Origin of the sequence: Microbacterium sediminis, assembly GCF_004564075.1 — a bacterium.
GTDB classification, from domain to species: Bacteria; Actinomycetota; Actinomycetes; order Actinomycetales; family Microbacteriaceae; genus Microbacterium; species Microbacterium sediminis.
Window position 1 is genome coordinate 2,720,314 of the sequence record NZ_CP038256.1, and the last position, 16,631, is coordinate 2,736,944.

The following is a 16,631-nucleotide window of genomic DNA, read 5'->3' on the forward strand; positions in this document are numbered from 1 at the left end:
CCCCCAGGAGCACCCATGACCAACGAACTGTTCGACCTGTCCGGCCGCGTCGCGGTCGTCACCGGCGCGCGCCGCGGCATCGGATTCGCCATGGCCGAGGCCCTCGCGGCCGCCGGCGCCGACATCATCGCCGCGTCGGCGAGCCAGGAGGCCGACGGCGGCGAGATCGGGCGCCGCGTGCGCGAGCTCGGCCGCGAGTTCGAGGGCCACGCCGTGGACTTCCGCAGCCGCGAGGCCGTCACCGCCTTCGGCGAGGCGGTCGCGGACCGCGCCGACATCCTCGTCAACAACGCCGGCACGATCCGTCGCGCGCCCGCCGCCGAGCACCCGCTGGAGTGGTGGGACGAGGTCCTCGACGTCAACCTCGGCAGCCAGTTCGTGCTCACCCAGCTCGTGGGCGCCGGCATGATCGCCCGCGGCGGCGGCAAGATCGTGTTCACGGCGAGCCTGCTGAGCTTCCAGGGCGGCATCAACGTGCCCGGCTACACCGCGGCGAAGTCGGCGATCGCGGGCCTGACCAAGGCCCTCGCGAACGAGTGGGCGTCGAAGAACGTCAACGTCAACGCCATCGCCCCCGGCTACATCGCCACCGACAACACCGAGGCCCTCCGCGAGGACCCGGCGCGCAGCGCCTCGATCCTCGACCGCATCCCGGCCGGACGCTGGGGCCAGGCCTCCGACCTGGGCGGCGCCACGGTGTTCCTCGCCTCGCGCGCCTCCGACTACGTCTCGGGCGTGGTGCTCCCGGTCGACGGCGGCTGGATGGGCCGCTGATGAGCGCGCCCACGCCGGAGCACCCGCTCTTCGCGCATCGCGTCGTGCCGCTGGCCTCGATCTCCGATCCCGCGCACGTCGACGCGATCGGCGCGGGCCTGGTCGCGGGCGGGCTGCCCGTGGTCGAGGTGGCCCTGCGCGGCGAGCACGGCCTGGGCGCCGTCGAGCGCCTGGCCGCGCGCGGCGACCTGCTCGTCGGCGCCGGCACCGTGCTCTCGATCGACCAGGCGCGTCGCGCGATCGACGCGGGCGCGGCGTTCGCCGTGACGCCCGGGCTCGACGCCGAGGTCGTGCGGTACGTCACGGGCGCGGGCCTGCCCATCGTGCCGGGCGTGCTCACCCCCACCGAGGTGCAGGCGGCCGTGGGCCTGGGCCTGCGCCGCCTCAAGCTCTTCCCGGCTGGCGTCTTCGGTGGGCTGAGGCTGCTGAGCGCCTACGCCGACGTGTACCGCGACGTGCGGTTCATGCCCTCGGGCGGCATCTCGGCCGCCACGCTCGCCGAGCACCTCGCGCATCCGGCGGTGTTCGCCGCCAGCGGCAGCTGGATCGTCGCGGCCGCCGCGCAGGGCGCCGACGCGGTCGCCGCCCTCGCGCGCGAGGCCGTCGGGATCGCCGAGGCCGCGGCGTGAGCGCGGACGTCGTCGCGCTGGGCGAGAGCCTCGGCCTGCTCGTGGCCCGGCAGATCGGGCGGCTGCAGCACGCGCGCGAGATGTGCCTGGGCTTCGGCGGCGCCGAGAGCAACGTCGCGATCGGGGTGGCCCGCCTCGGCGGCCGCTCCGCGTGGATCGGCCGGCTCGGGGCCGACGAGATCGGCGACCTCATCGTGCGCGAGCTGCACGCCGAGGACGTCGAGACGCACGTCGCCCGCGACGCCGAGGCGCCCACCGCGCTCATGCTCAAGACGCGGCCGCACCCCGGCGCCAGTCGCGTGACGTACTACCGTGCGGGACAGGCGGGCAGCCGCCTGCGCCCCGAGGACGTGCCCGCCGACGCGGTCGGCGGCGCGACCGTGCTGCACGTCACCGGCATCTCGGCCGGCCTCGGCCCCGACCCGCGCGCCGCCGCGCACGCCGCGATCGACATCGCGCGCGACGCGGGCGTGCTCGTCTCGTTCGACGTGAACCACCGCTCGGCGCTGTGGGGCGACCCCGCGGAGGCCGCCGCGGCGTACCGCGAGCTCGCCGCCCGCGCCGACATCGTGTTCGCCGGCAGCGACGAGGCCGAGCTGCTCACCGGCGCGACCGACACCGAGGGCCAGCTCGACGCCGTGCTCGCGCTCGGTGCCCGGCACGCCGTCGTCAAGCTCGGCGAGCAGGGCGCCGCCGAGGCCGATGCCGACGGCACCCGCCTCGCCCAGCCCGCGTACACCGTGCCCGTCGTCGACACCGTCGGCGCGGGCGACGCCTTCGTGGCCGGCTGGCTGTACGAGCTCACGCGCGGCGCCGGTGCCGCGCAGCGCCTCGACACGGCCGCGGCCTGCGGCGCGGTGGCCTGCACGGGCCCCGGCGACTGGGAGGCGCTGCCGACCCCGGGCGAGCTGGCGGCCCTGCGCGCCGGCGGCGGCGATCCTGTCCGACGCTAGCCCTACGCTCGGAGGGTGACCGAGACCGGGCGATCGCTCAACCGAGACATCCTGCGACTCGCCGTCCCCGCGCTCGGGGCCCTCATCGCGGAGCCGGTGTTCCTCATCATCGACTCCGTCATGGTGGGACACCTCGGCGTCACGCCGCTGGCCGGCCTGGGCCTGGCCTCCTCGGTGCTGAGCACGATCGTCGGGCTGATGATCTTCCTCGCCTATTCGACGACGCCCGCCGTGGCCCGCCGCTTCGGCGCGGGCGATCGTCGGGGCGCGGTCTCGGTGGGCATCGACGGGATGTGGCTGGCGCTCGGCATGGGCGCCGTGCTGGCCGTGGCCGGATACCTGGCCACCCCGCTGCTCGTCGGGCTGTTCGGCGCGCCCGCGGCGGTGTCGGAGCAGGCGGTGGCCTACCTCGGCATCTCGATGTGGGGACTGCCGGCGATGCTCATCGTGTTCGCCGCCACCGGGCTGCTGCGGGGCATGCAGAACACGGTGATCCCGCTCTGGATCGCCACCGCCGGCTTCGCCGCCAACGCGCTGCTCAACGCCGTGTTCATGTACGGCCTCGGCTGGGGCATCGCCGGCTCCGCCGCGGGGACCGTCGTGGCCCAGTGGGGCATGGTCGGCGCGTACGTGTTCGTCGTCGGCCGGCTCGCCGCCCGCCACAACGCCTCCGTCCGGCCCCAGCGCGAGGGCGTGCGGGGATCGGCGCGATCGGGCGGCTGGATGTTCCTGCGCACCGTGAGCCTGCGGGTCAGCCTGCTCGTGACGGTCGGCGTGGCCACGGCGCTCGGCACGGACGAGCTGGCGGGCTGGCAGATCGTGTTCACGATCTCGTCGACGGCGGCGTTCGCGCTCGACGCGCTCGCGATCGCGGCGCAGGCGCTCATCGGCCGCTCGCTCGGCGAGGGCGACGAGGAGCACGTGCGAGGCGTGCTATCGCGCACGCTCGCGTGGGGCGCATGGTTCGGCGCGCTGTGCGGCGTGGTGATCGCCGCGCTGTCGGGCGTGGTCGGGGCGCTCTTCACCGGCTCGTGGGAGGTCGCCGCCCTGCTCGTGCCCGCCCTGCTCGTGATGGGCGCCATGCAGCCGCTGGCCGGTGCCGTGTACGTGCTCGACGGCGTGCTCATGGGCGCCGGCGACGCCCGCTACCTCGCGATCGCGGGCGCGATCAACCTCGTGCCGTTCCTTCCCTACCTGGCCGCGCTGTGGTGGCTGCGCCCCACCGGATCGTGGGGCCTGGCGCTGCTGTCGGCGGGCTTCTTCGTCGTGCTCATGGGCATGCGCTTCTGGACGCTCTTCCGCCGCGTCCGCGGCACGCAGTGGCTGCGCCAGGAGGTCTGACAGGCACCCCTCCCCGTCGACGCGCGTCCGGCCCCCACTCGGACCGGGATGGGCGGCCACTCAGCTGCCCCACCTAGCGCCCTGCGCGGCGCGGCGGGCGCGGAGCATGGATTCCGAGGACGATCATGCCCACACGCAGACAGCTGAGGACCGAGCGCAGGCGCGCGGCGCGTCGGCGTACCCTCCTTCGGCTCGGCGCCGACGTGGGCATCGCGATGACCGTCGCGGCCGCGCTCACGAGCGGCGTGCTCACGGCCGGCGTGGCGACGTCCGACGTGGCCACGTCCGGGGATCTCCGCGCCGGCTCGTCCGACGTGCAGAGCTACGCCGCCGGGGCCGGGTTCTCGTCCGCCGCGCTCAGCACGCAGACGTACTCCGCCAGCACGATGGCCGAGATCGCGGCGGCGCAGCGCGCGCTGCGGATCGCCGCGATCCGCGCGGCCGTCGCGGCCGGCGAGCCGTTCGGCCTCGAGGACCTGCCGGCGGCCCAGACGGGTCCGGCGGTCGCGGCGCTCGGGTGGGCCTGGCCGGTGGCGAGCGGATGGATCAGCGACACCTTCGGCACGCGGGGCGGCGCCCACGCGGGCATCGACATCGCCGCTGCCGAGGGCACGCCCGTCACGGCCGCCGCGCCGGGGATCGTGGTGCTCTCCGAGGAGTCCTACCAGGGCTACGGCGTCGCAATCATGATCGAGCACGCCGACGGGGTCCGCACGGTGTACGGCCATCTCGTCGCGGGCAGCCGCGCGGTCGAGCCCGGCGACTGGGTCGAGGCCGGCGATCGGCTCGGCGACGTGGGCAACACGGGCCGCAGCTTCGGCGCCCACCTGCACTTCGAGGTCCGCGTGGACGGCGCCGCGGTCGACCCGCTCACGTACCTGCCGTGAGTCGGCACGTCTGCATCACGTGGCCCGATCGCGCGGAATCAGGCGTAGCGGCGGCACCACTCGTACATCACGACGGCCGCCGCCGCGGACGCGTTGATCGAGCGCGTCGATCCGTACTGGGTGATCTCGATGTGGCTCGAGGCCGCGGCAAGCGCCTCGCCCGACAGCCCCGGCCCCTCCTGGCCGAACAGCAGCACGCACCGCTCGGGCAACTCCGCCCGATCGACCGGAACGGCCTCGCCCACGTTGTCGACCGCGACGATCGGGATGCCCTCCGCACGCGCCCACGCCGCGAACGCCTCGACGTCCGGGTGGTGCACCACGTGCTGATAGCGATCGGTCACCATGGCGCCGCGCCGGTTCCAGCGGCGGCGGCCGATGATGTGCACCCTGTCGGCGAGGAACGCGTTGGCGCTGCGCACGATCGATCCGATGTTCATGTCGTGCTGCCAGTTCTCGATCGCGACGTGGAACGGATGCCGCCTCGCGTCGAGATCGGCGACGATCGCCTCCATCGTCCAGTAGCGGTACCGATCGATGACGTTCCGGCTGTCGCCGTTCGCCAGCAGCTCGGGATCGTACTGCTCCCCCTCCGGCCACTCCCCCGGCCACGGCCCGACGCCGTGCGTGGTCAGCTCGCGGCTGGGCTCGGGGATCGCGTCGGTCACCGTTCGAGCGTACGGCGTCGCGGGAGGGTGGTCGGCTGCGCGCCCGGCACTTTTCGGTATACCGAAAAATCTGCCACACTGACGCAATGACGATGGTGACGCCCCGCTCCGCGCCCCGACCGGCCTGGCTGCTCGGCCCCGCCCTCGTGGCGGGCGTCGCCTATCTCGATCCCGGCAACGTCGCCACCAACATGTCGGCCGGCGCGCAGTTCGGCTACCTGCTCGTGTGGGTGGTCGTGCTCGGCAATGCCATGGCGTGGCTCATCCAGTACCTCTCGGCCAAGCTCGGCGTCGTGACGGGGCGCAGCCTCGCGCAGACCCTCGGCGAGCGCCTGCGGCACCCGTGGGCGCGCCGCGCGTACTGGCTGCAGGCCGAGCTCGTGGCGATGGCCACCGACATCGCCGAGATCATCGGCGGCGCCGTGGCGCTGTGGCTGCTGTTCGACATCCCGTTGCTGGCGGGCGGGATCATCACGAGCGCCGTGTCGATGATCCTGCTCGCGATCCAGTCGACGCGCGGCGCCAAGCCGTTCGAGTTCGTGATCATCGGGCTGCTCGCGATCATCGCCGTGGGCTTCACGGTGGGGGTGTTCGTGGGGCCGCCCGATGTCGCGGCGACGGCGGCGGGCCTCGTGCCGCGGTTCGAGGGGACAGCTTCGGTGCTGCTGGCCGCGTCGATCCTCGGCGCGACCGTGATGCCGCACGCGATCTACGCGCACAGCGCCCTCTCCCGCGATCGCTTCGCCCCGGGCCGCGCACTCCCCTCCGCCGGCGACGAGGCCGTGCCGTCGATCCCCCGCCTGCTGCGCGCCACCAAGCTGGACGTGACGATCGCCCTCGCGATCGCGGGAACCGTGAACCTTGCGATCCTGCTGCTGGGCGCCGCCAACCTGCCCGGCGTCCCGGGCACCGACAGCCTCGAGGGCGCGCACGCCGCGCTGTCGGCCGGCCTCGGCCCCGCGATCGCGACGCTGTTCGCCGTCGGGCTGCTGGCCAGCGGCCTGGCCTCCACGTCGGTCGGCGCCTACGCCGGGGCGGAGATCATGTCGGGACTGCTGCGCCTGCGGATCCCCCTGCTCGCGCGGCGCATCATCACCCTCGTGCCCGCCCTGGCGATCCTCGCGCTCGGCTTCGACCCCACCCAGGCGCTCATCCTCAGCCAGGTGGTGCTGTCGTTCGGCATCCCCTTCGCCCTCATCCCGCTCGTCGCGCTGACGGCGCAGGATCGCACCCTCGGCCGCTTCCGCAACCGCTGGTGGACCACCGCCCTCGGCGTGGTGTGCAGCGCGTTCCTCATCGCCCTCAACGGCGCCCTGCTCTGGCTCACCTTCACGGGCGCCTGAGCCCGCGCGGCCCGCTGGCTCCGCCACCGCCGCGCCCGGGCGGACGGAGCCGCGCCCGGGCGGACGATCCACGCGCCCGCGCGGAGATCCACGCTCCGCAGGACCAATCACCGCACATCCCTCCGCCTGAGCGCAGATCCCCTCCCCCGGGCGCGGATCGTCCGACGCACCGCGGATCTCGGTGACGCGGCGGGCGCCGCGTACCCTGGTGCCGTGCCCTCCCCCGCTGTCGACGACTACCTGAAGACGGTGTACGCGCACACCGAGTGGCAGGACGCGCCCATCACCCCCTCGGTGCTCGCGGCGAAGCTCGGGGTGGCGCCGTCGAGCGTGACCGAGATGGTCAAGAAGCTCGCGGCGCAGGGCCTGGTGGCGCACGAGCCGTACCGCGCGGTGCGCCTCACCCCGGAGGGCGAGCGGCGGGCGCTCGAGATGACGCGCCGGCACCGGCTCATCGAGACCTGGCTCGTGCGCGACTTCGGCTACGCGTGGGACGAGGTGCACGACGAGGCCGAGGTGCTCGAGCACACGATCAGCGACCGGCTTCTCGCGGCGATCGACGAGCGCCTGGGCCACCCCCGCTTCGATCCGCACGGCGACGCGATCCCCGACGCCGACGGGCGCGTCGAGCGTGAGCCGTTCGTGCTGCTGGCCGACGCCGCCCCGGGCCACGTGGGCCGCGTGCTGCGCGTGAGCGACCGCGACCCCGAGCTGCTGCGGGCGATCGAGGAGGCGGGCATCGACGTCGGATCGCCGCTGCGCGCCGGCGACGAGGTCCCCGCGGGGGCCGAGCAGGTCATCTGGATCAGCGCCTGATCGGACCCCGGTCCCACCGGGAATCATCCCGTGGTCCGATGCGGCCGCCGCACGCTCGTCCGTAGCGTCGGAGGCATGATCACGGCTGAGAACCTCACGAAGCGCTTCGGCGCGCAGACCGCGGTGGACGGCATCTCGTTCACCGCCCGGCCCGGCCAGGTGACCGGGTTCCTCGGGCCCAACGGCGCGGGCAAGTCGACCACCATGCGCATGATCATGGGGCTCGACCGGCCGACCGCCGGGACGACGACCGTCAACGGCCGCCCGTTCGCCGAGCATGCCGATCCCATGCGCCAGGCGGGCGCGCTGCTCGACGCGAAGGCGGTCCACCCCGGTCGCACCGCCGAGGCGCACCTGCGGATGCTCGCCGCGACCAACGGCATCCCGCGCCGCCGCATCGGCGAGGTGCTCGAGCTCACGGGCCTCGAGTCCGTCGCCCGGCGGCGGATCGGCGGGTTCTCCCTCGGCATGCACCAGCGCCTCGGCATCGCCGCCACCATGCTCGGCGACCCGCAGGTGCTCATCTTCGACGAGCCCGTCAACGGCCTCGACCCCGAGGGCGTGCACTGGGTGCGCGGCTTCGCCCGCGCGCGGGCCGCGGAGGGCCGCACGGTGTTCATCTCGTCGCACCTGATGAGCGAGATGTCGCAGACCGCGGACCACATCATCGTGCTCGGCCGCGGCCGCGTACTCGCCGATGCGCCCCTCGCCGACTTCCTCTCGGCCGCCCGCCGCGACGTCACGCGCGTGCGCGTGTCGGATCCGGCCGCGCTCGCCTCCCTGCTCGCCGACGACGGCGTCACCGTCACCCAGACGCCCGCCGGCGCCCTCGAGGTGCAGGGCGTGCCCGCGTACCGGATCGCCCGCGTCGCCGCCGACGGCGGCCTCGACCTGAACGAGCTCACGCCCGTGGCGGCCTCGCTCGAGGAGGCCTACCTCGCTCTCACCGGCGACGCCACCGAGTACCGCAGCGACGCCGCGGCCGTGGCCGCCTGATCCCGGATTCCCAGAAAGGCATATAGCAATGTCGACGCTTGCATCTTCCACCCCGGCCCGAGCGGCGCTCGCCCCCGCCGGCACCGGCTTCGCCCGCCTGGTCCGGGCCGAGTGGATCGCGCTCACGAGCCTCCGCGCCACGCACTGGTCCCTCTGGATCGGCGCCGCCCTCGCCTTCGGCCTCACCGCCGGCATGGCGCTGCTGTGGGTCACCGCCGCCGCGCGCTCGGATCAGCCACTCGCCCTCGAGTCCCTGCCGCCGGCCACCGATCTCATGACCAACGGCTACATCGTGGCGATCGCGGTCGCCGTGGTGCTCGGCGCCGCCGCCTATGCCAAGGAGCACGCCACGGGCTCCCTCCGCACGCGCCTGGCCGCCGCACCCGCCCGCACGCGCACGCTCCTGGCGATGGCCACCGTCACCGGCACCACGCTGTTCATCTTCTCGGTGGTGGGCTTCGCGCTCTGCTTCGTCGCCGCCGCGCTGATCTACTCGGCCTTCGGAGCACCCGTGGCCCTCACCGATCCCCTGCTGCAGCTGATCCTGCCGCTGCTCGGCATCGGGCTCGGCGCGGCGCTCACCAGCGCCTTCAGCCTGGGGGTCGCGGCCATGCTGCGCTCGGAGACGTGGGCCGTCTCGCTCACCTTCGTGTTCCTGTTCCTGGTGCCCACCCTCCTCGCATCGCTCCCGTGGGAGTGGGCGGCGACGGCGTCCGAGTACGTGCTCGGCACCACCGTGCAGGCACTCCCCGTCACGGCGGCCGGCGTGACCGGCGACTACCTCGCCGACGTGCTCATCACGGTCGGCTGGGCCGCCGCCGCGCTCATAGGCGGCGCGTTCGTGATGGGTCGACGCGACGCGTAGGTTGGTGTCCATGTCCGCTGCCGGTGCCGCGCCCTCCCCCGCCGGGGACGGTGCGGCACCGGCGCTCGAGCTCCCGCGGCCGCCCGGACTGCTGCGGCGCTGGGTGGACGCGCACCCCCGCACGGTCGATCTGCTGCTCGCAATCGCCACCCAGGGCCTGCTCCTCCCCCTGGCCCTGGTCGCGTCGGCGTTCGACGACGAGCTCGCCGAGCCCTGGTGGCCCATGGCCGGCACCGTCCTCGTCGCGCTCGCCCTCGGATACGGCACATATGCCCGGCGGCGCATGCCCTTCGCGCTCCTTCTGGCGGCGCTCGTCGCGGTGCTGCTCCCCCAGCCCACTGCGGCGCTCGGGTCGATCGCGTCCTGGGTCGCGCTCTACGCCCTCGGCGTGTTCCGCTCGGCCCGCTGGGCCTGGATCGGCTTCTCGGTCGCGGCGGTGGTGAACACGGCGCTGCTGCTCGGGTCGGCGGAGTACGAGCGCTTCGCGGCTCCGATCGTCGCGGTGATCTCCGTGCTGGTGCAGGTGACGGTCGCCACCCTCGTGCCGACGCTCATCGGCCTGTGGATCGGCGGTCGCCGCCGGTACGAGCGGGCGCTCATCGCGCGCGCCGAGGACCTCGCCCGCGAGCGCGATCAGCGCACACGGCTGGCGGTCTCGGAGGAGCGCACCCGCATCGCGCGCGAGATGCACGACATCGTGTCGCACGGCCTCACCGTCATGATCACCCTCTCGGAGGGCGCGGCCGCCCAGGCGCTGGCCGGTGCCGCCACCGCCCCCGACGCCATGCGGCGCGTGGCCGACACCGGGCGCGCGTCGCTGGCCGAGATGCGGCGGCTGCTGGGCCTGCTGCGCGATCCCGCGGCGCCGGCGGAGCTGATCCCGCAGCCCGCCGACGCCGACATCGACCGCCTGATCGCCGGGTTCCGCGACGCCGGGCTCCCGCTGCACTTCACGCGCGTCGGCGCCCCGCTCGAGGGGCCGAGCATTCCCCTGGCGGCATACCGCATCATCCAGGAGGCGCTCACGAACGTGCTGCGGCATGCCCCCCGCTCGCCGCGCGTGGACGTGCGCCTCGAGAACGCCGCGGACGAGATCGTGATCGCGGTCGAGAACGAGGCCGATCCCGAGCCGCCCGAGGCCACCGGCGCCGGTCGCGGCCTCATCGGCATGCGCGAGCGCGCCGCGCTGCTGGGCGGCTCGATCGACGCGGGCCCCCGGCTGCGCGGCGGCTGGGGAGTGCTCGCCGTGCTGCGGAAGGAGGAAGCGTGAGCGAGGCGATCCGCGTCGGGATCGCCGACGACCAGGAGCTCATCCGGATGGGCCTGCGCATGATCCTCGAGGTGCAGCCCGACATCGCCGTCGTCGCCGAGGCCGCCGACGGACGCGAGGCGATCGCCGCCGCGACCGGAGTGGACGTGATTGCTCATGGATGTGCGGATGCCGCACCACGACGGCATCGCCGCCACCGAGGCGATCGTGGCGTCGGCGAACGCCCCGCGCGTGCTCGTGCTCACGACGTTCGACCTGGACGAGTACGCGTTCGCGGCGATCCGCGCCGGGGCGAGCGGCTTCCTCCTCAAGGACGCACGGCCCGAGGAGCTGCTGGCGGCGATCCGCGCGGTGCACGCGGGCGACGCCGCGCTCGCGCCGAGCGTGACGCGGCGCCTCATGGCCCAGTTTGCGCGCCATGAGGCCGCCCGGCCGCTCCCGCGCACGGACACCCCGTCCACGCCCGAAGCGCACCCGGGGCCGCGCGGCGCGACGGACGCGCTCGCGACGCTCACCCCGCGGGAGCGCGAGATCCTCGCGGCGATCGCCGAGGGCCTCACCAACGACGAGCTCGCCGCGCGCTTCTTCCTCTCGCCGTCGACCGTCAAGACCCACATCGGCCGCCTGCTGCACAAGCTTGACGCCCGCGATCGCGTGCAGCTCGTGATCCTCGCTTACGAGGCCGGAATCGTTGGCTGACCGGGCGATTCCCGCGGGGGAGTGGCCTCAGCCCGCCACGATGCCCGCGATCTCGGTTGCGAGCGCGAGACGTGCCTCGAGGGTCTGCGGGCGCGGATCGTCGAGGGCGTAGACGACGACCCGGTCGGCTCCGACCGTGACGGTCAGCGGGAGGTCCGCGTGGGCAGCGACGCGGTCACGCACGCGGGCGGCCCATGCGGGTTCCGCGTCCGTTCCCAGCCACGTCGTGCGGCCACCGCGCGTCCAGGCGGGGGTGATGAGCAGCGGATCGGCGGTGGCGACGTTCGAGACGGCCAGACGCACCGCTCCGGTTCGGGCGGGAACGACGACGATCTCACGTCGGCGAGGCTGACGGCGCGAGCCCGGGACGGCCCGAAGCACCCAGGTCTCCGCGCGGGCGGTGCCCGCGGCGCGCGCCCCCACGATCCGCCCGCGCGCGGCCGTGACGCTCCAGCCGCGGGGGACCGCGAGCTCCACGTCAGCCGGATCGGCCGGCCCGTCCGCGACCGGGACCCAGCCGTGGTGCTGGGCCCATGCCGCACGCGCCGCCTCCACGCTCGCGTGGATGGCCTCCGCGCCCCGACGATCGACGACGAGCACCGCGACCAGCACACCGACCACGAGGACCGCGGCCACAATCGCCACGCGGATCGGCTGCGGCAGCCCGCCCGTGAGCACCGCCGCGATCACGGCGACGACGATCGTCCCGACCGCGATCAGCAGCGATCGGCCGGCAGCCCCGGTCCATGCTCGCCGGCCGAGCGCGGCACCGCGGTGCGCGTCGGCGGACATCATCGCCCCCTCAGCGCCCCACGCGGGCGGCGCGGGCGAAGGGCCACTCGCTGCGGGTGAGGCGCTCGCACTCCTCCCACACGCGGCGACGCACCTCCGGGTCGGACGAGGTGCGCGAGGGCGTCTGCCGCACGGGCGCGCCATGGGTGAGGAAGCGCGGACCGAGGTAGTCGCCGCCCTGCACGGAGGGGTCGATCAGGGCCCGCACCAGCGCCCACGCGCCGCGCTCCTTGCTCTGGGCGAACGGCGCCTGCAGCCCGTCGCGGAACCGCTTCCACGGCGTGGGCTCGTTCACGCCGGTGACGATCGCCGTGCGACCGCCGATCGAGTAGCCCGGGTGGGCGATCACGCTCGCCACCGGCACCCCGGCCTCGCGCAGCCGCGCGTCGGCCTCGAGGCCCAGCGCCTGCACCACCACCTTGGACTGCACGTAGGCCTTCCACGCCGCGTAGCCGGTGTCGAGCTGCAGGTCGGTGGGCTCGTACGAGCCCAGGCGCGTCGACATGCTGCCGAGCCACACGAGCCGCGGCGTCCAGTCGCGGGCCGCCGACTTGGCGAGGGTCACGAGCAGCTCGGCGCCCAGCACGAAGTGCCCGAGGGCGTTCGTCGAGATCACGAGCTCGCGGCCGTCGCGGGTGACCTCGCGTTGGCGCGGGGTGTGCACGATCCCCGCGTTCATGAGCACGCCGTCGAGCCGGCCGCGCTGGAAGATGCCGCCGCGCAGCGAGGCCGACGCCGCGCGGATCGACCCGGGGTTCGTCACGTCGAGCAGCAGCGTCTCGACCGAGGCGCCGGCCACGCGCGCCTCGAGCGCGTCGTGCGCCGCCGCGAGCCGGTTCGGGTGCCGGCCGCTGAGGATCACGTGCCCGCCGGCGCGCGCGAGCTGCTCGGCGGCGAAATAGCCGAGCCCCCGGTTGGCTCCCGTGACGAGGAACGTGCGCCCCGACTGGTCGGGCAGGTGCGCGGGATCCCACGACGGGCGCGCGCGTGCGATCACGATGTCGACATTAGACCCGCCATGTTTCGCGCAGGCGACGGCGCGCTGCCCCGCGACGCGGATCGGCTCGCGCGCCCTACGCTGGGGGTATGGCGCGACGGGATGCGATCGAGTGCTGGCTCACCGATATGGACGGCGTGCTCGTCCATGAGGACCAGCCGATCTCCGGGGCACGAGAGCTGCTGACGCAGTGGCGCGAGACGGGCACGCCCTTCCTCGTGCTCACGAACAACTCGATCTTCACCCCGCGCGACCTCTCCGCCCGGCTGCGCAACTCGGGCATCGAGGTGCCGGAGGAGAACATCTGGACGAGCGCGCTGGCCACCGCCGCGTTCCTGCAGCAGCAGAGCCCGGGCGGCACCGCCTTCGTGATCGGCGAGGCGGGCATCCTCACCGCCATGCACGAGGCCGGCTTCATCATGACCGAGTCCGACCCGGACTACGTGGTGGTGGGCGAGACGCGCAACTACTCGTTCGAGGCGCTCACCAAGGCCGTGCGCCTCATCAACGGCGGCGCGCGCTTCATCTCCACCAATCCCGACGCCACCGGCCCGAGCGCGCAGGGCGTGCTGCCGGCGACCGGCGCGATCAACGCGCTCATCACGGCCGCGACGGGCAAGGAGCCCTACATCGTGGGCAAGCCCAACCCGATGATGTTCCGCTCGGCGCTCAACCGGATCGGCGCGCACAGCGAGAACACCGGCATGATCGGCGACCGCATGGACACCGACATCGTCGCGGGCATCGAGGCGGGCCTGCACACGGTGCTCGTGCTGACGGGCATCAGCACGCGCGAGTCGATCGAGCGCTTCCCCTTCCGGCCCGACGAGATCGTCGACTCGGTGGCCGACCTGATCAACCCCGCCATCGAGGGCGACGGCGGGGCCGAGCTCAACAGCGGGGTGTGAGGGCAAACCATGGTCCTGGACGGGCGCGATCTGATGTACGCCGTCGGGGTGGTCTGCATCGCGGGCACGCTCGTGGTGTTCCTGCTGCAGTGGTGGCGCAACCGCGACAAGAAGTGATCGCGCCCGGCGCGCGTCAGCGCAGCACGAGCGCGGCGGCGCCGACGAGCGGGCCCTCGTCGCCCAGCGCGCTGCGGACCACACGGGTGGCGCGAGCGTACGGGAGCACGGCGGTCTCGCGCAGCGCGGCCGCCACGAGGTCGACGTAGTCGTCGGCCACGCGCGAGAACCCGCCGCTGATGGCGATCACCTCGAGATCGAGCAGCGTCGACGCGTCGGCGAGTGCGCGTCCGACCGCGCGGGCCGATCGCTCGATCGCGGCACGGGCGATCTCGTCGCCGGCCGCGGCGGACCGCGCCAGGTCCTCGCCGGTCTCGCCCGTCCAGCCGCGCGACTGCGCCCAGCGGACGGTGTGCGGTCCGGAGGCCGTCTCCTCGGTGGTGGTCTCGTCGACGAACGTCTGCCCGAGGTGACCGGCGTTGCCGCTCGCGCCGCCGATGGGCCGCCCGTCCATGACGATCCCGCCGCCCACGCCGGTGGACACGACGATCGACAGCGACGCGCGCGTCCCGGCGGCGGCGCCGATCCACGACTCGGCGAGCGCGAGGCAGCCGCCGTCGTGGCGCAGGCGCACCTCGACCTCGGGCAGCCCGGTGGCGCCGATGACCGCATCGCGCACCGCCTCGACGAGCGCGAAGCCGTGCACGCCGCGCATGTTGACGGGATCGATCGTGCCGGCCTGCAGGTCGATCGGGCCGGCCGATCCGATGCCCGCGCCGGCGAAGTCGGCGTCGGCGGGCAGCAGCGCGAGCGCCTCGCCCACCACGGTGGAGATCGCCTCGCGCAGGCCGTCGGGGGTGATGTCCCGACCCGTCGGGCGGCGGTGGCGGCTGCCCGGCACCACGCCGCCGTCCGCGGCGACCAGTCCGGCCTCGACCTTCGTGCCGCCGAGGTCGACGCCCAGCGCGATGGTGCTCACTGCGGTGCGAGTCCCAGGTCGTCGAGGTCGATGGCCGCGCGCCACTCGAGCCCCTCGGCCTCGACCGCCGCCTGCGCGCCGGTCTTGCGGTCGACGATCACGGCCACGGCCGCGACGTCCGCACCGGCCTTGCGCAGCGCCTCGACCGCCTTCAGCGCCGACTGGCCGGTGGTGGAGGTGTCCTCGAGCACGACGACGCGCTTGCCCTCGACCTCGGCGCCCTCGATCTGGCGGCCCCGGCCGTGATCCTTCGGCTCCTTGCGCACGACGAACGCGTCGAGCGGGTGGTCCGTCGCGGCCGAGGCGTGCATCACGGCGTTGGCGATCGGGTCGGCCCCGAGCGTGAGGCCGCCGACCGCGACGACCCCGTCGATGTCGCCGACGAGATCGAGCATGATGCGGCCGATCGCGGGCGCCGCGCGGTGGTCGAGCGTGAGCTTGCGCATGTCGACGTAGTACGTGGCCTTCTTGCCGCTGGAGAGCGTGAAGTCGCCGTGGAACACCGCCTCGTCCTTGATGAGCTCGATGAGCTTCTGACGGTCGGCTTCGAGCTCGGGCGTGGATGCGGGTGCGGCCATGCGCACAAGTCTAGGAGTCGCCCCGGCCGCGCACGCCTCGGGCGATGTCCGCGGCCGCGTTTAGGCTGGCTCCATGCGCCTGGCCACCTGGAATGTGAACTCGATCCGCACGCGCGTTGACCGCATCGTGTCGTTCGCGGAGCGCGAGCACGTCGACGTCCTCGCGATGCAGGAGATCAAGTGCAAGCCCGAGCAGTTCCCCTACGAGCCGTTCGAGGCGGCGGGCTATCACGTCGAGGTCAACGGCCACAATCAGTGGAACGGCGTCGCGATCGCCAGCCGCGAGCCGATCGAGGACGTCGAGTATGCCTTCACCGGCATGCCGGGGTTCCAGAAGGGCTACGACGGCGACGACGCCCCGCAGGAGGCGCGCGCCCTCGGTGCGACGGTGAACGGCGTGCGGGTGTGGAGCCTGTACGTGCCGAACGGGCGAACGCTCGACGACCCGCACTACGCCTACAAGCTGCGCTGGCTCGAGGCGCTGCGGCAGTACACCGCCGACACCCTCGCCGCGCAGCCCGACCTGCCGCTGGCGCTCGTGGGCGACTTCAACATCATCCCCACCGACGAGGACAACGGCGATCCCGCGATCGTCGTCGGCCGCTCCACGCACGTCTCGCCGGCCGAGCGCGCGGCGTTCCAGGCGCTCCAGGACGCGGGCCTGGCCGACACCGTGCGCCCGTTCGTCCCCACCGGCTACACCTACTGGGACTACCAGCGCCTGAAGTTCCCGCGCAACGAGGGCATCCGCATCGACTTCATCCTCGGCTCGCGCGCCTTCGCCGGCGCCGTGACCGGCGCGGCCATCCACCGCGACGAGCGCAAGGGCACGCAGCCCAGCGACCACGTGCCGGTGGTCGTCGACCTCGACCTGGCCGGCCCCGAGGACGACGACGTCCCGATGATCTTCGGCTGACCCGCGCTCCGGCGCCCGCTCTCGACTGCGCTGCGCTCCGCTCGAGCCGTCTCCGCTCGCTTCGCTCGGTCGACGAGCCCGTCGGGGTCACGGCGCGCGGTGGGCCGCAACCCCTCACGGCTCGTCGACCGGAGCGCGAAGCGCGGAGCGGAGACGGGTCGAG

General features: G+C 74.0%; 17 protein-coding genes and 1 pseudogene. 13 read left to right on the forward strand and 5 right to left on the reverse strand.

What is annotated here, in order from left to right; translation table 11 throughout:
* Nucleotides 1-15: 15 nt before the first annotated feature.
* The 5 genes from E3O41_RS12965 (at nt 16) to E3O41_RS12985 (ending at nt 4,584) form a co-directional block, all read left to right on the forward strand.
* A complete protein-coding gene (locus tag E3O41_RS12965) occupies nt 16-774 on the forward strand; it encodes an SDR family oxidoreductase (protein WP_135012573.1) in 759 nt (252 codons plus the stop codon).
* Nucleotides 774-1,403 carry a bifunctional 4-hydroxy-2-oxoglutarate aldolase/2-dehydro-3-deoxy-phosphogluconate aldolase gene (eda, locus tag E3O41_RS12970; RefSeq protein WP_067026936.1) on the forward strand — a complete coding sequence of 210 codons (630 nt, stop codon included), beginning with the start codon at nt 774-776 and terminating at the stop codon, nt 1,401-1,403. Before E3O41_RS12965 ends, eda begins: the two co-directional genes overlap by 1 nt.
* Entirely contained in the window at nt 1,400-2,356 is a 957-nt protein-coding gene (locus tag E3O41_RS12975) for a sugar kinase (protein WP_135012575.1), read from the forward strand. Before eda ends, E3O41_RS12975 begins: the two co-directional genes overlap by 4 nt.
* 15 nt (nt 2,357-2,371) lie before the next feature.
* Nucleotides 2,372-3,697, forward strand: coding sequence for an MATE family efflux transporter (locus tag E3O41_RS12980; protein WP_067026940.1), 1,326 nt, complete (start codon nt 2,372-2,374; stop codon nt 3,695-3,697).
* A 203-nt stretch (nt 3,698-3,900) separates the two neighbouring features.
* Nucleotides 3,901-4,584, forward strand: coding sequence for a M23 family metallopeptidase (locus tag E3O41_RS12985; RefSeq protein WP_135012577.1), 684 nt, complete (start codon nt 3,901-3,903; stop codon nt 4,582-4,584).
* 38 nt (nt 4,585-4,622) lie between these two features.
* Here the strand turns inward: E3O41_RS12985 and E3O41_RS12990 are convergent, their stop codons facing one another.
* The gene (locus E3O41_RS12990) at nt 4,623-5,252 is read right to left on the reverse strand and encodes a TrmH family RNA methyltransferase (protein WP_099566312.1); all 630 of its coding nucleotides are present in this window, start codon (nt 5,250-5,252) and stop codon (nt 4,623-4,625) included.
* An 86-nt stretch (nt 5,253-5,338) separates the two neighbouring features.
* Between E3O41_RS12990 and E3O41_RS12995 the strand changes: the two genes are divergently transcribed.
* The 6 genes and pseudogenes from E3O41_RS12995 to E3O41_RS13020 all read left to right on the forward strand — a co-directional run bounded on the left by E3O41_RS12995 (nt 5,339) and on the right by E3O41_RS13020 (nt 11,241).
* Entirely contained in the window at nt 5,339-6,595 is a 1,257-nt protein-coding gene (locus E3O41_RS12995; protein WP_067026942.1) for an Nramp family divalent metal transporter, read from the forward strand.
* 213 nt (nt 6,596-6,808) lie between these two features.
* A complete protein-coding gene (locus E3O41_RS13000; protein ID WP_067026944.1) occupies nt 6,809-7,411 on the forward strand; it encodes a metal-dependent transcriptional regulator in 603 nt (200 codons plus the stop codon).
* A 75-nt stretch (nt 7,412-7,486) separates the two neighbouring features.
* Nucleotides 7,487-8,407 carry an ABC transporter ATP-binding protein gene (locus E3O41_RS13005; RefSeq protein ID WP_067026946.1) on the forward strand — a complete coding sequence of 307 codons (921 nt, stop codon included), beginning with the start codon at nt 7,487-7,489 and terminating at the stop codon, nt 8,405-8,407.
* A gap of 28 nt (nt 8,408-8,435) precedes the next feature.
* Nucleotides 8,436-9,272, forward strand: coding sequence for a hypothetical protein (locus E3O41_RS13010; RefSeq protein ID WP_135012579.1), 837 nt, complete (start codon nt 8,436-8,438; stop codon nt 9,270-9,272).
* 10 nt (nt 9,273-9,282) lie between these two features.
* Nucleotides 9,283-10,542: a sensor histidine kinase gene (locus E3O41_RS13015; RefSeq protein WP_083990983.1), complete on the forward strand. Its 1,260-nt coding sequence runs from the start codon at nt 9,283-9,285 to the stop codon at nt 10,540-10,542.
* Between the two features lie 47 nt (nt 10,543-10,589).
* Nucleotides 10,590-11,241, forward strand: a pseudogene (locus tag E3O41_RS13020) (response regulator).
* 27 nt (nt 11,242-11,268) lie between these two features.
* Here E3O41_RS13020 and E3O41_RS13025 read toward each other — a convergent pair.
* The gene (locus E3O41_RS13025) at nt 11,269-12,033 is read right to left on the reverse strand and encodes a hypothetical protein (RefSeq protein WP_135012581.1); all 765 of its coding nucleotides are present in this window, start codon (nt 12,031-12,033) and stop codon (nt 11,269-11,271) included.
* Between the two features lie 10 nt (nt 12,034-12,043).
* Nucleotides 12,044-13,030 carry an SDR family NAD(P)-dependent oxidoreductase gene (locus E3O41_RS13030; protein WP_240482435.1) on the reverse strand — a complete coding sequence of 329 codons (987 nt, stop codon included), beginning with the start codon at nt 13,028-13,030 and terminating at the stop codon, nt 12,044-12,046.
* Between the two features lie 89 nt (nt 13,031-13,119).
* Here E3O41_RS13030 and E3O41_RS13035 point away from each other — a divergent pair, with 89 nt between their 5' ends.
* Complete coding sequence (locus E3O41_RS13035) at nt 13,120-13,938, forward strand: HAD-IIA family hydrolase (protein WP_067026951.1); 819 nt, start codon at nt 13,120-13,122, stop codon at nt 13,936-13,938.
* A gap of 133 nt (nt 13,939-14,071) precedes the next feature.
* On the opposite strand, the gene E3O41_RS13040 is transcribed toward E3O41_RS13035, so the two are convergent.
* Both E3O41_RS13040 and pyrE read right to left on the reverse strand, forming a co-directional pair.
* Nucleotides 14,072-14,974, reverse strand: coding sequence for an ROK family protein (locus E3O41_RS13040; RefSeq protein WP_067026953.1), 903 nt, complete (start codon nt 14,972-14,974; stop codon nt 14,072-14,074).
* Nucleotides 14,971-15,552 (reverse strand): orotate phosphoribosyltransferase, encoded by a 582-nt coding sequence (gene pyrE / locus E3O41_RS13045; RefSeq protein WP_067026955.1) that lies wholly within the window; start codon nt 15,550-15,552, stop codon nt 14,971-14,973. Before pyrE ends, E3O41_RS13040 begins: the two co-directional genes overlap by 4 nt.
* Nucleotides 15,553-15,625: 73 nt before the next feature.
* Between pyrE and E3O41_RS13050 the strand changes: the two genes are divergently transcribed.
* On the forward strand, nt 15,626-16,468 hold the full coding sequence (locus tag E3O41_RS13050) for an exodeoxyribonuclease III (RefSeq protein WP_135012583.1): 843 nt from the start codon (nt 15,626-15,628) through the stop codon (nt 16,466-16,468).
* The last annotated feature ends 163 nt before the right edge of the window (nt 16,469-16,631 follow it).